Source organism: Dethiosulfatarculus sandiegensis (assembly GCF_000931935.2).
Classification (GTDB): Bacteria; Desulfobacterota; Desulfarculia; order Desulfarculales; family Desulfarculaceae; genus Dethiosulfatarculus; species Dethiosulfatarculus sandiegensis.
The window spans coordinates 299616-315646 of sequence record NZ_AZAC01000001.1; the positions used below are offsets into that span (position 1 = coordinate 299616).

Annotated in this window: 12 protein-coding genes and 4 tRNA genes; 14 read left to right on the plus strand and 2 right to left on the minus strand. The window is 54.2% G+C overall.

Features of this window, described 5'->3' with window-relative positions; genetic code table 11:
* Positions 1-2367: a serine protein kinase PrkA gene (locus X474_RS01310; protein WP_044346217.1), complete on the plus strand. Its 2367-nt coding sequence runs from the start codon at positions 1-3 to the stop codon at positions 2365-2367.
* A gap of 117 nt (positions 2368-2484) precedes the next feature.
* Here X474_RS01310 and ahbC read toward each other — a convergent pair whose 3' ends face one another.
* Positions 2485-3669 carry a 12,18-didecarboxysiroheme deacetylase gene (gene ahbC / locus X474_RS01315; RefSeq protein ID WP_044346218.1) on the minus strand — a complete coding sequence of 395 codons (1185 nt, stop codon included), beginning with the start codon at positions 3667-3669 and terminating at the stop codon, positions 2485-2487.
* Between the two features lie 62 nt (positions 3670-3731).
* On the minus strand, positions 3732-5531 hold the full coding sequence (locus X474_RS01320) for an AAA family ATPase (RefSeq protein WP_044346219.1): 1800 nt from the start codon (positions 5529-5531) through the stop codon (positions 3732-3734).
* A 253-nt stretch (positions 5532-5784) separates the two neighbouring features.
* Between X474_RS01320 and X474_RS01325 the strand changes: the two genes are divergently transcribed.
* The 13 genes from X474_RS01325 to rpoB all read left to right on the plus strand — a co-directional run bounded on the left by X474_RS01325 (position 5785) and on the right by rpoB (position 16021).
* Positions 5785-5860 (plus strand) — tRNA-Thr (locus X474_RS01325).
* A 120-nt stretch (positions 5861-5980) separates the two neighbouring features.
* Positions 5981-6065 (plus strand) — tRNA-Tyr (locus tag X474_RS01330).
* A gap of 59 nt (positions 6066-6124) precedes the next feature.
* Positions 6125-6201 (plus strand) — tRNA-Thr (locus X474_RS01335).
* 82 nt (positions 6202-6283) lie between these two features.
* Entirely contained in the window at positions 6284-7483 is a 1200-nt protein-coding gene (tuf, locus tag X474_RS01340; RefSeq protein ID WP_044346220.1) for an elongation factor Tu, read from the plus strand.
* Between the two features lie 15 nt (positions 7484-7498).
* A complete protein-coding gene (gene rpmG / locus X474_RS25415) occupies positions 7499-7651 on the plus strand; it encodes a 50S ribosomal protein L33 (RefSeq protein ID WP_082464070.1) in 153 nt (50 codons plus the stop codon).
* 13 nt (positions 7652-7664) lie between these two features.
* Positions 7665-7742: transfer RNA gene (locus X474_RS01345), tRNA-Trp, on the plus strand.
* Positions 7743-7930: 188 nt separating this feature from the next.
* On the plus strand, positions 7931-8212 hold the full coding sequence (gene secE / locus X474_RS25420; protein ID WP_082464071.1) for a preprotein translocase subunit SecE: 282 nt from the start codon (positions 7931-7933) through the stop codon (positions 8210-8212).
* A 9-nt stretch (positions 8213-8221) separates the two neighbouring features.
* Positions 8222-8755, plus strand: coding sequence for a transcription termination/antitermination protein NusG (nusG, locus tag X474_RS01355; RefSeq protein WP_044346221.1), 534 nt, complete (start codon positions 8222-8224; stop codon positions 8753-8755).
* 97 nt (positions 8756-8852) lie between these two features.
* Positions 8853-9275 carry a 50S ribosomal protein L11 gene (rplK, locus tag X474_RS01360; protein ID WP_044346222.1) on the plus strand — a complete coding sequence of 141 codons (423 nt, stop codon included), beginning with the start codon at positions 8853-8855 and terminating at the stop codon, positions 9273-9275.
* A 224-nt stretch (positions 9276-9499) separates the two neighbouring features.
* Complete coding sequence (rplA, locus tag X474_RS01365; protein ID WP_044346223.1) at positions 9500-10210, plus strand: 50S ribosomal protein L1; 711 nt, start codon at positions 9500-9502, stop codon at positions 10208-10210.
* 431 nt (positions 10211-10641) lie between these two features.
* Positions 10642-11169: a 50S ribosomal protein L10 gene (gene rplJ, locus X474_RS01370; protein ID WP_044346224.1), complete on the plus strand. Its 528-nt coding sequence runs from the start codon at positions 10642-10644 to the stop codon at positions 11167-11169.
* Between the two features lie 117 nt (positions 11170-11286).
* Positions 11287-11667: a 50S ribosomal protein L7/L12 gene (rplL, locus tag X474_RS01375; RefSeq protein WP_044346225.1), complete on the plus strand. Its 381-nt coding sequence runs from the start codon at positions 11287-11289 to the stop codon at positions 11665-11667.
* Positions 11668-11857: 190 nt separating this feature from the next.
* The gene (gene rpoB, locus X474_RS01380; protein ID WP_044346226.1) at positions 11858-16021 is read left to right on the plus strand and encodes a DNA-directed RNA polymerase subunit beta; all 4164 of its coding nucleotides are present in this window, start codon (positions 11858-11860) and stop codon (positions 16019-16021) included.
* Positions 16022-16031 lie beyond the last annotated feature (10 nt).

The following is a 16031-nucleotide window of genomic DNA, read 5'->3' on the forward strand; positions in this document are numbered from 1 at the left end:
ATGATCGGCAGCAATATTGACAAGGCCATGGAACGTCTGGATCAGATGGATCAGGTGCGCAACCAGCTTTCCACCATGAGCTTTGAGTCTTTTCTGGAGATGCTGGTCAGGAGCCCCAGACAGGTTCTGCGCAATATTTTTCAGTTCTTTCACGATATGGTCAAGGCCCACATAGGGGAGGGTCATGACGAATACCCCGATGATCCGGAATCCATAGGCTTTCGGGATTATGATTGCGCCCGTCTTTTTGTGGAAGGTTCGGACAATCCTTTTTTTGCGGATCGCCTTTTTGCCAACCGTCTGGTGAGGCTGGTGGAGAACTTGAGGCGAGGCAGCCAGCAAAACAAGATTTATATCTTCGACGGCCCGCCGGGTTGCGGCAAAAGCACCTTTTTAAATAACCTGTTGCGCAAGTTCGAGGAATACGCCAACACCGACGACGGATTAAGGCTGGAGGTGAACTGGCGGCTGGACAGAAAACTTTTGGGCGACCATTCCTCCCATCCCCAGGGCCCCTTGATTGAAAAGCTGCATCGCCTTTTGGGTGAGGCCGAGGATTTTGAGGAATTCGAGGGCGCCCCTGATGAGGCCAGGGCTGCCTGGCGGGAGCGTCAGCTGGGCAAGGATCAGAATTCCTATCTGCACGGAGCTTATGTGGAAGTCCCCTGCCCGAGCCATGACCACCCGATTCTGATGATTCCCAGGCCTATTCGAAGACAGTTTTTGGAGGATTTGTTCCACGAAAGCGATTTTCTGGAGATTCTGTTTAATGATAAGGAATATGAGTGGGTCTTGCGCGATGAGCCCTGCACCATTTGTCAGGCCCTTTATCAAAGCCTTCTCGACCGCTTGAAAAGCCACCGCCAGGTCATGGGCATGGTCTTTACCAGGCCTTATGTCTTTAACCGCAGACTGGGCGAGGGAATCAGCATCTTCAACCCGGGCGATGTGACCACCAGAAGGCCCTTTTTCACCGATCCTGTGCTGCAGAAGCGAATTAACATGCTAATGCGCGGGGCGCATCAGGTGCAATATGTGTATTCCCGCTACGCTCAGACCAATAACGGCATCTATGCCTTGATGGATATCAAGCAGAAGAACACCGGCCGGTTGGTGGAGCTGCACAATATCATCAGTGAAGGTGTGCATAAGGTGGAGACCATAGAAGAGAGTGTGTCTTCTTTGTTCCTGGCCCTGATGAACCCCGAAGATAAGGCGAATATCGAGGGGATACCTTCGTTTTCCGACCGAATCGAATATGTGAATATCCCCTATGTGCTGGATATCAGGACAGAGATAAAGATTTTGCTCAGTGTTTTCGGCAGCCATGTCACTGCCAATTTCCTGCCCAGGGTTTTGGAGAATTTCGCCAGGATTATCGTGTCCACCCGCATGAAAACCCACTCCCGAGCCCTGACCGAGTGGCTGGGCAGCGCTGAAAAATACAATCTTTATTGCGATAAGCATTACCGGCTTTTGAAGATGGAGCTTTATGCGGGCCTGATCCCGCCCTGGCTGGTTGAGGAAGACTTGAAGCGCTTTAACACCAAGGTCAGGCGCAAACTTTTGGCCGAAAGTGAGACCGAGGGGCGAAAGGGCTTGTCAGGTCGGGATTCCATCAAAATTTTCAGCGAGTTTCATTCCCGATACGCCAAAGAGGGCAAGCTGATAAACATGAATATGCTCTATACCTATTTCACCAAGGTGAGAAAGGATCTCTCCGAGCAGATTCCAACCGGTTTTTTGGACGCGCTGCTTTCCCTAAACGACTACACAGTGCTGCAGCAGGTGAAAGAGGCCCTCTACTATTACAATGAGGAACGCATCTCAAAGGATATACAGAATTATCTATTTGCCTTGAACTATGACCTCGGGGCGAGTGTGATCTGCGAATACACCGGTGAACCCCTGACTATCAGTGAAGAGTATCTGACCGCCATTGAATACAAGCTTTTAGGCAGGGGGGTGGGAGCCGCCAGGCGAAAGGAGTTCAGAAAAGAGACCCAGCGCCAGTTCACCAGCAAGACCCTGACCCAGGAGATGCTGTTGGAGGGAACCACCATCGCCAAAACCGCGCTTTTTTTGCAGCTGCGTGAACGATATGTACATAACTTAAAGGAAAAGGTGCTGGACCCCTTTATTGAAAACGAGAATTTCAGAAGGGCCATCAAGGACTGCGGCACCGATGATTTCAAGACCTATGATGACCGCATAAGAAACGAAGTCTCGTTTATGATGAACAACTTGCAGGAAAAGCACCATTACACCTCCCAGGGGGCCAAGGAAGTGTGCATGGATATCATTGATCGGGGCCTGGTGGGTAAATTCAATCAGGAGCAGAAAAGGCCCGAGCCCCAGACTTCCTGATTAATGTAAAGAGGTCTAAATCGGAAAAACGCCTTTCAGACTTTTTCAACCAGTCTGAAAGGCGTTTTATCGTTCTGTGGAGATGGCCTGGTTTTTAAAAGGTGAAACCGGAAAACCTTAGGGCTTTTTGATCTCTTCGTCGGTAAGGTAGCAGGCCGGGTCCGGGGACCAGAGGTCTCCGGTGGCTGCCTCCGCCCTCACCCTGAAATTGCCTCCGCAGATATCCAGCCAACGGCACTCGGCACAACGCCCGGTGACATAGGGCCTTTTATCTTTCAGCTTTTTCAGGATCGGGTTTTCCATGTCGGTCCAGATCTGGCTGAAGGGGCGCTTGCGGATGTTGCCCAGGCTCAAATGACGCCAAAACTGGTCGGGATGAACCTCGCCGTCCCAGCTTATACAGCCAATACCCCGGCCGGAGCTGTTGCCTTCGTTCCACTGTAGAAGCTCAAATACTTCTTCCGCCCTTTGGGGGTCTTCTCTTAAAAGACGCTGGTATACATAAGGTCCGTCCGCATGGTTGTCCACTGTGAGGACTTCCGGACAAAGACCCTTGTCAAAGAGCTTTTTGGTGCGGTCCATGATGAGGTCCAGAAGCTCCCTGGTCTCTTTGTGGCTCAAATCTTCGTTCATGAGCTTGCTGCCCCGGCCCGCATAGACCAGGTGATAGAAACAGACCCTGGGAACGCCCTCGGCCTCCAGCAGGTCGAAAATAGCAGGCACTTCGCCTGCGTTTTTCTTAAAGACCGTAAAACGCAAGCCAACCTTGAGCCCGGCTTCCTTACAGTTTCTGATGCCCTGAACCGCCTGGTCAAAGGCCCCCTTAACCCCGCGGAAGCGGTCATGCACCTCTTGCATGCCGTCTAAGCTGACGCCCACATAGCTCAAGCCTATCTCCTTGAGCTCTTTGGCCTTGTCTTTATCGATAAGGGTGCCGTTGGTGCTTATCACCGCCCGCATCCCTTTTTTAACCGCATAGCTGGCCAAAAGGGGCAGATCCGGCCTCATCAGGGGCTCCCCCCCGCTGAAGAGCAGGACCGGCGAACCAAAGTCGGCCAGGTCGTCGATCATGGCCTTGGCCTCATCTGTGGAGAGTTCGGTTTTGTCCGGACCGGCAGTGGCCTGGGCATAACAGTGGGCGCATTTCAGGTTGCAGGCCTTGGTCATGTTCCAGACCACAACCGGTTTTTTATCTTCGGCAAATTGAAGAAGATGGCTCGGCAGGTCTTTGGATTTTCTGCCGTAGCGAAGCGCATCGGAAGGTTCGACCGTGCCGCAGTATAGCTTGCTGATTCCTATCATATTTAGTAATGCTTTCTGACTTCACTAAACCCGGGGCGGGGTTGGCTTCCGGCCCGGATTGATTAGTTGTCTTGGTTATGCCAGGCTTGATCAGGGCCCTCGGGGTACTGATCCTTAAAAAGTCCGTGCAGGTAGGTCTCGGTGTCTTCCACCGCCGCCGGGGGCAGATCAAAGTGGGCGACTCCGGTACGGTCCCGCACCAGGCGCAAGGCCGGTTCAAGCACCTGGGCCAGGCGCTGGCAATATGCCGTGACGGTCCAGCCCTCTCGGGCGGCCCTGGTTATCAGGGCGGACTTGGCCTCGTGATCGAAGTTTATCTCAAAATTGTACCGTTCATAGAACTTGTTCTCAAAAATAGTGATTTCTTTTAATTGGGCCAGCACATTGTCATAGGCCAGGCCCAGGGTCATGCCCACCCTGTAATACTCGTTGGCGATCAGGTCCATCACCCCGTGGGTGAGGGGCTCGGGCAGGCTGGCCTTGTACATCGACTCACGGGCGGCAATGGTTTTTAACAGCTCCAGGCGTTCGTCCCGGCAAGCCTGGGCAAAACGTTCTTTATCGGGATAGTCTCCCTGGAGTTCCAACAGGTTCTTCAGTTCGCCGTCAGGATCCTGAACCAGCTCACTGGTAACCAGGAGCCGCTTGAACTCCTTGCCGGGAAGGTGCTTTTCAAAAGGCAAAAGCGCCTTTTCCAGCACAGAGACCAGTGCCCTGGCTCCGGTTTTTAGGGTGTATGCCTTTTCAGCCAAAAGGGCCAGGGCCTTGTCTTCCAGCCTGAGGTCTATGCCGTAGGCCGCGAAATCCCTTTTTTTGCTGATCACCACCGGATTGTTGGGGCTTTTTAAAATGTCATGGAGGTCTTTGGTTGTGAGCTCCTCCAAGGCCACCTGAACCGGCAGCCTGCCCACAAATTCGGTCTCAAAACCGAACTGAACCAGGTCTTGAGCCGTGGCGCTTTTAAGGTATTGTTCATCCGGCCTCTCCTGGGGCAGGACCGAGCCGAACCCCAGGCTTTTTTGATGCAGGCGCTTTTTAACCACATCGGCCAGACCGTTGAAGGCGCCGCTCATTATGAATAGGATGTGCCGGGTGTTGACGGAGCGTTTTTCGTGTTTGCCGGTTTTTCGGTATTTTTCAATGGCCTGGATCTGGCTGATGGGGTCGTGCGGGGTTTTTAAGTCCACTTCGGTTTCTTCCATGGGCTTTAAAAGGGCCCTTTGCACGCCTGTTCTGCTCACGTCCGGTCCGACCAGGTTGTTGGAGCTTGCTATCTTGTCCACTTCGTCAATGTAGACTATGCCGAACCCGGCGAGTTCCAAGTCTCCGTCGGCCTGGTTGACCAGATCCCGAACCAGGTCCTCCACATCACCGCCCACATACCCTGTTTCACTGAATTTGGTGGCGTCGCCTTTGGCAAAGGGAACTCCCAGCTTGGCGGCGATGAGCTTGACGATATAGGTCTTTCCAACCCCCGTGGGCCCCATCATCAGTATATTGTTTTTGATCAATCCGACTCCGTCGGCAGGGTCTCCCTCTCCCATCTGGCTTAAATAGCGGGCTCTTTTAAAGTGAGTGCAGATTTTGGTGGCGAGTACGGCCTTGGCTTCATCCTGTCGGATGATATACTGATCCAGATAGGAAATAAGCTCTTCCGGCATAAGATCCACATTGATCTTTGAAAAGATGCCGCTGTCATCTCCCTGGGTGTCGGGATGGGGCAAAGGGTTTAAGCTCGGTGAAATAAACTCGGATTTTTCCCTGTACTTCCTAGAGAGGTAATCATCTAGGTCCTTTTCGGTAGTTTTAGGGCCGGTTAATTCTATTTTGCCCTTTTTCTCTTTCTTATCGGGGCCTTGCATAAGATACCGTCCTTATAAGACCAGGAAAATTTACCTGGTTCGGCATTATGACCATCTAATACTATCAAAATTAAGGCCGAAATCACCGATGCGCAAGGCAAGGGTGCTTTCAGAAATGACCAGCGTTTTTGGTATTGCGGGAGTTGAGCTTGTGTGTCATATTTGACGAGTTCTAAAACATCGGTCGTTTTGAAAACAAGTGTAAATTTTGGCTTGCTTATCAAAAGACTGTGCGGTATATTCCGAACCCTTGGCTGGCGTAGCTCAATTGGCAGAGCAGCTGATTTGTAATCAGCAGGTTGCGGGTTCAAGTCCCATCGCCAGCTCCAGATGCCAAAATAGGCGACCGGGGCAAGCGGGGACAATAGTGATAGCCGATGGGCGCCTTCCAATAGTTCTAAAGGTTTGATGGCCGCCGGAACTGTTGGTATATAGATAGCGAAAAAAGTGGTGAGGTTCCCGAGTGGCCAAAGGGAGCAGACTGTAAATCTGCCGGCAACGCCTTCGGAGGTTCGAATCCTCCCCTCACCACCAAAAATTGTTAAGCGTCCCTGGCAGGTTTGGGGCGTTTCGGGAATAATTAATAAATATAAGCCCACGTAGCTCAGCAGGTAGAGCACTTCCTTGGTAAGGAAGAGGTTCACCGGTTCAAGCCCGGTCGTGGGCTCCACTGTTTGAGGCAGGTTATCAACAAGACCTGGGGCGGAAGTGATCGCCCTGATGGTTTTCACCTCCATAAAGGAGTGTCCTCAATGGCCAAGGAAAAGTTTGAGCGGAAAAAGCCGCACGTAAATGTTGGAACCATCGGTCACATTGACCACGGCAAGACCACTCTGACGGCCGCCATTACACGTTGCTTGGCTGCCAGGGGCGCTGCGGACTTTGTTCCCTTTGATTCTATTGACAAAGCCCCTGAAGAGCGTGAACGCGGCATCACCATCGCCACCGCGCACGTGGAATACGAGACTGACAAGCGTCACTACGCCCACGTGGACTGCCCTGGTCACGCCGACTATATCAAGAACATGATCACCGGCGCGGCCCAGATGGACGGCGCTATCCTGGTGGTCGGCGCCGACGACGGCCCCATGCCCCAGACCCGCGAGCACATCCTGCTTGCCCGTCAGGTCGGCGTGCCCGCCATCGTGGTCTTCCTGAACAAGGTGGACATGGTCGATGACGAGGAGCTGATCGAGCTGGTCGATATGGAGCTGCGGGAGCTTCTGGATAAATACGACTTCCCCGGCGACGACACACCGATCATCCCCGGCAGCGCCTTGAAGGCCCTGGAGTGCGGTTGCGGCAAAGAAGAGTGCGAAGCCTGCGCCCCCATCCTGAAGCTGATGGATGCCGTTGACGAGTTCATTCCCGCTCCCGAGCGTCCCTTGGATCAGCCTTTCCTGATGCCGATCGAGGACGTGTTCAGCATCTCCGGCCGCGGCACCGTGGTGACCGGTCGCGTGGAGCGCGGCGTGATCAAGGTCAGCGAAGAGATTGAGATCGTGGGTATCAAAGAGACCATCAAGACCGTCTGCACCGGTGTCGAGATGTTCAGGAAGATCCTGGACCAGGGCGAAGCCGGCGACAACGTCGGTGTGCTCCTGCGCGGCACCAAGCGTGACGAGGTCGAGCGTGGTCAGGTTGTTGCCAAACCCGGCAGCATCACCCCGCACACCAAATTCAAGGCCGAGGTCTACATTCTGAACAAGGAAGAGGGTGGCCGTCATACACCTTTCTTTAACGGCTATCGTCCCCAGTTCTACTTCCGGACCACAGACGTGACCGGTGTGGTGACCTTGCCCGAGGGTGTTGAGATGGTTATGCCCGGTGACAACGTCTCCATTGAGGGCACCCTGATTACCCCCATCGCCATGGAGAAAGAGCTCCGCTTCGCTATTCGCGAAGGCGGCCGCACCGTGGGCGCAGGCGTGATCTCCGAGATCATTGAGTAAGGTTGGCTGATAAAGATGGCTCGAGATACTATTCAGTTGGTGTGCCAGACTTGCAAACGCAAGAACTACACCACTACAAAAAATAAACGACTTACTCCTGATAAGCTGGAGCGTAAAAAATACTGCAAATTCTGCGGTGCTCATACGCTCCACAAAGAAGGCAAGTAAGATGTATTACTGCAGGCCTGTAGCTCAACTAGGCTAGAGCGTCGGACTCCAAATCCGAAGGCTGGGGGTTCGATTCCCTCCAGGCCTGCCAACATTTACGATTGCAGATGTGCTCCGGATAGTGCGTCTCAGACTCTTTCTGAACAGCTTAAGCGGACGGAAAGAGCCGGTGGCGCGTTCCGGGTATAACTGTCTGGGACCTGGCGGTTATTGGACCAAAACCTAGAGTCTGGATTTTAGTCAGGCATCTGCACAAGATATAGATTCGGGGCAAGCCCAATGGCGCAGAAGCGATCCAAAAAAGTCGTAAAGTCAAAACGTACGGCTATACCGGTTAAATCAGCCAAAGAGGCCCCGAAGAAGGGTCCCGGCAAGTGGTGGGAGACCGCAGCGCAATTTTTGCGTGAGGTTAAAACCGAACTCAAAAAGGTCACATGGCCTTCGCGCAAGCAGACCGTTTCCTCCACAGGGGTCGTTGTTGTCCTGGTTTTGGTGGTTGCCTCGTTTCTGGCCCTGGTGGATGCCATATTGTCACGGTTAGTCCGCTATGTGATCGGTTAGGTGAGCCCAGTGGCGAAACAGTGGTACATTGTTCATACCTACTCCGGCTATGAAAAGAAGGTTCAGGCCTCCTTGGCGGAGAGGGTTGCATCTCACGGATTAAGTGAGTATTTCGGCCAGATTCTCCTTCCCATGGAGAAGGTGGTCGAGATGGTCAAGGGACAGAGGCGCGAGACTTCACGCAAGTTCTATCCCGGTTACATCCTGGTCGAGATGGAGATGAACGATAAGACCTGGCACCTGGTGAAGTCCACCGCCAAGGTAACGGGGTTTGTGGGCGGCACGGAAACCAAACCCACCCCCATAACCCAGGAAGAGGCTCAGCGGATTCTGGACCAAATGGCTGAAGGAGCCAAGCAGGCAAAGCCGAAATACAGCTTTGCCGAAGGCGACGAGGTGCGGGTGATAGACGGGCCCTTCAGCAACTTCAACGGAGTGGTCGAGGAGGTTTTCCCGGACAAGGGCAAGCTTCGTGTATTAATCAGCATTTTCGGCAGAGCCACTCCGGTGGAGCTGGAGTTCGTACAAGTCTCCAGTATTTAATTTTGCGGGCGTCCTTGGGTTATCTGTGAGAGCCCAATAAATTTTAAGGGCGCTTTTCAATATCAGACACAATATCAAGACCTGTGAGATATTTAAGATGGCCAAAAAAGTCATAGCCAACATCAAATTGCAGATTCCGGCCGGTAAGGCAAATCCCAGCCCCCCTGTGGGTCCGGCCCTCAGCCCCCATGGTGCCAACATCATGGAATTCTGCAAGGCCTTCAACGCCCGCACCCAGTCAATGGGAGACACCATCATTCCGGTGGTGATCACGGTTTACGCTGACCGCAGCTTCAGCTTCATCACCAAGACACCCCCTGCGGCGGTGTTACTGCGCAAGGCGGCCGGTGTAGAAAAAGGCAGCGGTGTGCCGAACCGTGACAAGGTAGGCAAGGTCACTATGGATCAGATCAAGGAAATTGCTGAGCTTAAGCTCCCTGATTTGAATACCAACAACCTCGAATCCGCCATGATGAGCATAAGGGGCACCGCCCGCTCCATGGGACTGGAAGTGGTCTAGGGTTCACAAGGAACTCAAAACTCTTTGCAGAGTACTCCCCAAAATTGTAAGGCAACTTGGCCCCCTAGGGCTGGGTTGCCCTCAGTTATTGGGGAAGACGAGTTTAAACCTACCGGCTTTTGAATTTAAAGGCCGAACCATACACAGAGGAAGATTCCGTGGAGGCAGCTTAGGCCCTGCCGTTTTAGCACACGGGACTCCCACCGAATCAAGGGAGATAAAAAATGGCCAAACATGGAAAAAAATTCTATGCAGCCAGGCAAGATCTGGATTCTAAAACCCGTTTTGATTTCAAAGGCGGAATTGAGACAGCCGTAGCAAAGGCCCCGGCCAAATTCGACGAAACGCTTGATGTGGCTGTTCGCCTGGGTGTCGACCCCCGCCATGCCGACCAGATGGTCCGCGGCACCGTAGTTTTACCCCACGGCACCGGTAAGACCGTTCGTGTAGCCGTATTTGCCAAGGGTGAAAAGGAAAAAGAAGCCTTGGAGGCCGGCGCAGACTTTGTAGGCGCAGATGAACTGGCTGAAAAAGTGCAAGGTGGCTGGGTTGACTTCGACCGCGCGGTGGCCACCCCGGATATGATGGCCACAGTTGGTAAACTGGGTCGCATCCTGGGACCCCGCGGACTTATGCCCAACACCAAAAGCGGTACTGTCACCTTTGACCTTGCCCGCGCCATCAACGAAATCAAGGCCGGTAAGATTGAATTCCGGGTGGAAAAAGGCGGTATCGTGCACGCCCCCATCGGCAAAGTGAGTTTTGGGCCGGAAAAGCTTTTAGAGAACTTTGAAAGCCTGATCGAGACCCTGATTCGCATGAAGCCTTCCACCAGCAAAGGCACCTATGTCAAGGGAATCACCGTCTCGACCACCATGGGACCTGGAATCAAGCTGGATACCGCTGAAGTCAAAAACTTGATGGCCAATCGTTAGACTTGCATAAGTGGACTTTTTAGTTCACAATTAATGGTTGGCTGGAAAATATACAGTAGTTGAAAGGTGAGCCGTGGTAAGCGGCTCACTAAGCGGCAGTGTATACTGGCCGCGTTTCAGCTATTTGTGGAGCGCAAAAGTGTCCGGATTAGTTGGGTTTTTTTAATGAAGCTAAAAAACCGAGTCCGGGCTTTTGAGCCCTCGGCGGCCTTCGTCGAAGGCTTTCATATAGGGATCAGTAACAAGGTGAGTGTCTGAGACAGTGGGTGGCCTTGCTTAACTTGGCCGTAATTACCCTTTGTAAGGAAGGGTTGCCTACCGAGGCATGCCGAGGCGGGTTTTACGATGATCGATCGCAGTAACCTCCTTGCAGTCTTGGGAACACTGCCTTACGACTTTGGTCTCAATTTAGTGAAGGAGGATTGTTAACTGTGAAACGAAGCGAAAAAGAAGCTGTCGTTCAACAGACCTCCGACCGGCTCTCACGCGCCAAAGCGGTGATTTTGGCTGACTACTCCGGCTTAAAGGTTGAGCAGATGACCGAATTGCGTCAGCAGCTTACAGCCAAGGGCCTGGATTTCGTAGTCATCAAAAACAGGCTGTTTAAACGTGCGCTGGATGAGCCCGGCCTGGAGGCCATGGGCGATCAGCTGACCGGTCCCAATGGGTTCGGCTTCGCCTATGAAGAACCTGTGGATCTGGCCAAGATCCTGGTTGACTTTGCCAAGGACAACCCCAAGCTGGAAGTAAAAGGCGGGGTCTTGGAAGGTAAACCGGTTATGGCTTCCCAGGTTGAGGCTCTGGCCAAGCTGCCGAGCAGGGATGTCCTGCTGGCTATGCTTTTGGGCGCCATGAACGGCGTGGCCAGGAACTTCGTCAGTGTGCTGGCGGCCAACCCCCGTGGTCTGGTCACCGCACTTCAGGCGATTGCCGATCAAAAGGGTCAGGAAGCCGCCTAATTACGGTTTTGCCCGTCTTGTTTGCAAGCGGGCGCAATTAAAACTTAGATCATCATCGTGTATTTCGGGGCCTTACACCAAGTTTGAAACGGCCCCCGCCGAAAGGAAAAAATTAAAATGGCTGATATCACCAAGGCTGATGTTATCGAGTTCATCAAAAACATGAGTGTCCTGGAGCTGAGCGAGCTGGTTAAAGAGCTGGAAGAGACCTTTGGCGTCTCTGCCGCCGCCCCCATGGCCGTGGCCGCCGCTCCGGCTGCCGGCGATGCTCCCGCTGCCGAGGAACAGACCGAGTTCGACGTTATTCTTGAGTCTGCCGGCGACAAGAAGATCCAGGTGATCAAGGCCGTACGCGCCATCACCGGTCTGGGCCTGAAAGAGGCCAAAGCCATGGTCGACGGCGCTCCCGCCCCGGTCAAAGAAGCCGTCAGCAAAGAAGACGCCGAGGGCATGAAGACCCAGTTGGAAGAGGCCGGCGCGGTCGTCCAGGTCAAATAGCTCGAAGCTCGTTAAGATCGTTCGCTAGGCCTGCCCGGGTCCCTTCCCGGGCAGGCCCGTAAATCATAGCCCCCCGGTGTATGCCGGGCCGCCTAAGGTGGAATTACCTTGTCCGGACAAATGCCGAGGCGGCCTGTGCCAGGGCGAAGCCGCCTGGGGGGAGTCATTTGCCGCCCTTTGAGGAGGGTCCATGAGCCAGGTCAGCGAGACCAAAACCCGGGTCCGCAAAAACTTCGGCAAAATCGCCAAGATAGTTGATATCCCCAACCTGATCGACATGCAGAGGCAGAGCTACGAGACGTTTCTGCAAAAAGACGTGCCATCTTCGGAACGTAAGGACGTTGGGCTGCAGGGAGTCTTCAAAAGTGTTTTCCCCATCAGGGATTTCTCGGGAACTTCCTCTTTGGAGTTCGTGGGTTACGCCTTTGGTGAGGTTAAATACGACGTGGAGGAGTGCCTGGCTAGGGGCATGACCTACGAGGCACCGCTGAAGCTGACTGTCAGACTGGTTGTCTTTGACGTTGATAAAGAGACCGAGGCCCAGACAATCAGGGACATCAAGGAACAGGAAATCTATTTCGGAACCCTTCCCTTGATGACAGACAGAGGGACCTTCATCGTAAACGGCACTGAGAGGGTGGTGGTCAGCCAGCTGCACCGCTCTCCGGGTATCTTTTTGGACCACGATAAGGGGCGCACCCATTCCAGCGGCAAGCTGCTTTACTCCGCCCGCATCATCCCCTTACGCGGTTCCTGGATCGACTTTGAGTTCGATCCCAAAGATATTTTATATGTCCGCATTGACCGTAGGCGCAAGTTCCCGGTTACCTTGCTGTTAAAAGCACTAGGCTACTCGGCTGCCGAACTTTTGCGTACAGTCTACAAAATCGACGGTTTTGAGCTGGACGGCGACCAGGTCTTCTTACGCATTGATCAGGACCGGGATATGGGTAGGGTTATGCCCAAGGGCGTGCCTGATCCCGAAGGGGAAAAACCCCTGGTTAAACCCGGCAAGAAAATGACCAGAAGGGCGTTAAAGCGCCTGGCCGAAACAGGCACCGAACTCGTCTTGGTTGACGACGAGATGCTTGAAGGGGCCTACGCGGCTTCAGACCTGGCCGATCCGGTCACCGGTGAACTTTTGGTGGGCGTAAACCAGCCCATAGATTCTGAACTTCTGGCCAAACTCAAGGCCTGCGGAGTCAAGGAAGTTCCGGTTCTCCATATAGACGGCTTTAACAACACCACCAGTTTCAGGGACACCCTTGAACTGGACAAGGTGGAAGGCAACGAAGACGCCATTGTGGACATCTACCGCAGGCTCAGGCCTTCCAACCCGCCGACCTTGCAGGTGGCCAAGGCCTTTTTCAATAACCTGTTCTTCTCGGCCGAACACTACGACCTCTCGGCTGTGGGGCGGTTGAAGCTGAACCTGAGACTGGGTTTGGACGTACCGGTTGAGGTGCGCACCCTGCGTAAGGAAGACATCCTCACCGCAGTGAAGCTGCTCATCGAGCTGAAAGAATCCGAAGGCCAGGTCGATGATATCGACCACCTGGGCAACCGCCGGGTGCGCGCCGTGGGCGAACTTCTGGAAAACCAGTATCGCATCGGCTTGGTGCGCATGGAGCGCGCCATTAAAGAGCGCATGAGCCTGCAGGAGATCGAGGCTCTGATGCCCCATGACCTGATCAACTCCAAACCCGTATCCGCGGTGGTCAAGGAGTTCTTCGGCACCAGTCAGCTGAGCCAGTTCATGGATCAGACCAACCCCTTGAGCGAGGTCACCCACAAGCGCCGCTTAAGCGCCTTGGGACCCGGCGGCCTCACCAGGGAAAGGGCCGGTTTTGAGGTTCGCGACGTTCACTCCACTCATTATGGCCGAATCTGCCCCATTGAGACCCCTGAAGGTCCCAACATTGGCCTGATCGTGAGCCTCTCAACCTACGCCAGGGTGAACGACTATGGTTTCATTGAAACCCCTTATCGTTCGGCCTCGGAAGGTAAGGCCAGTAAGGATGTCCAGTTCCTATCAGCCTTGGACGAGGAAGGTCATATTATCGCCCAGGCCAACGCGCCTTTGGATGATGAAGGCAACTTTGTCCGCGATATCGTGACCGTGCGCGAACAGGGCGAATTCGCCATGGTTCCCCCGGAAGATGTTGAGTACATGGACGTAAGCCCCAACCAGCTGGTTTCGGTGGCCGCGTCTTTGATTCCCTTCCTGGAAAACGACGATGCCAACCGCGCCCTGATGGGCTCCAACATGCAGCGCCAGGCCGTGCCTCTGTTGCGTACCGACGCCCCTCTGGTCGGAACCGGCATCGAGGGCGTGGTGGCCCGTGACTCCGGAGTCTGCATTGTGGCAGAAGCCGACGGTGTGGTCGACGACGTGGACGCCGCCCGTATTGTGGTACGCTATGATGAACCTTTGACCGACGAGCCCAGCTCCCAGGTCAAGATATATAAACTGGTCAAGTACCAGCGAAGCAATCAAAACACTTGCTCCAGTCAAAAAGCCATTTGCGTGCGCGGCCAAAGGGTTAAAAAGGGTCAGATCCTGGCCGACGGCCCCGCGGTTCAGCACGGTGAGTTGGCGCTCGGCCACAACGTGGTCGTGGCCTTCATGAGTTGGGGCGGCTACAACTACGAAGACTCCATCCTCATCAGTGAACGAATCGTCAAAGACGATGTCTTTACCTCGGTTCACATTGAGGAATTTGAGATCGTAGCCAGGGACACCAAGCTGGGCAAGGAAGAGATCACCAGGGATATCCCCAATGTGGGTGAAGAGGCCCTGGCCAATCTGGACGAAAGCGGCATCATCCGCGTTGGCGCGGAGATCAGGGCCGGTGATGTCCTGGTCGGCAAGATCACCCCCAAAGGTGAAACCCAGCTCAGCCCCGAAGAAAAACTTTTACGCGCCATCTTCGGCGAAAAGGCCGGTGATGTTAAGGATACTTCCCTCAGGGTCCCCCCTGGAGTGGAAGGCATTGTTATCGATGCCCGGGTCTTTTCCAGAAAAGGCATTGAAAAAGACGAGCGCGCCCAGTCCATTGAAGATGCGGAAGTCAATCGCCTGCTCAAGGACCAGGAGGACGAAATCCGCATCATGCGGAGAAACGCCACCGATATCCTGGAGCGACTGTTGCAAGGCGTCAGCCTGGCCGCTCCCTTTAAGGGCGATGACGGCAGAGCCCTGATTCCGGCCAAGACCGAGCTTACAGGCGACATGGTCCGCCAGATTCCCATGCGCCGCATGCTGGATCTGGACCTGGCCGGTGTGGAGCCTTCGGTCCAGCAGGAGCTTGAAAGGGTCGTTTCCGGATACATGGACCAGGTGGAGACCATTCGGAACCAGTTTGAAGACAAGATCAGCAAGCTCAAAAAGGGCGACGAGCTGCCTCCGGGTGTCATCAAGATGGTCAAGGTCTATGTTGCCATGAAGCGTAAGCTCTCCGTGGGCGACAAAATGGCCGGTCGTCACGGAAACAAGGGTGTGGTCAGCCGCATCCTTCCCGAAGAGGATTTGCCCCACTTCCCGGACGGCACCCCGGTTGACATCGTGCTCAACCCCTTGGGCGTGCCGAGCCGTATGAACGTGGGCCAGGTCCTGGAGACACACCTCGGCTGGGCTTCCAAGGGCCTTGGCGCCCAGATCAACAAGATGGTCCAGTCGGTGCAGGCCGCCAAGGAAGAGGTCGAAAAGAACAAAGCGACGGAGGAGATTCGCCAATACCTGAAAAAAGTTCATTCCGAAGAGGAATACGATAACAACTATCAGGATGTTGACGGCGAAGAACTCTTGCGCATGGCCTCGAACCTGGGGTATGGAGTGCCCCTGGCCACCCCGGTGTTTGACGGCGCTCAGGAAGATGAGATCCGCAGCCTCTTGAAATTGGCGGGACTCCCTGAAAGCGCCCAGGCCAGGTTGATTGACGGACGCACCGGTGAATACTTTGACAAGGATGTCACCGTGGGCGTCATGTACATGCTTAAACTTCACCACTTGGTTGACGACAAGATTCACGCACGCTCCATTGGACCATACTCCCTGGTTACCCAGCAGCCCCTTGGCGGCAAGGCCCAGTTCGGAGGGCAGAGGCTGGGCGAGATGGAGGTCTGGGCCATGGAAGCCTATGGCGCGGCTTATTGCCTGCAGGAGTTTTTGACGGTCAAGAGCGACGACGTTGCCGGACGCACCAGGATGTACGAGAAGATCGTCAAGGGGGACAATTTCTTGGAGGCAGGTTTGCCTGAAAGCTTCAACGTGTTGGTCAAAGAGTTGCAAGCCCTTTGCCTGGACGTGGAGTTGACCGAGACAACGGCTCAAGACGCAGCCTTGTCTGAATAAAAGGAGAAGT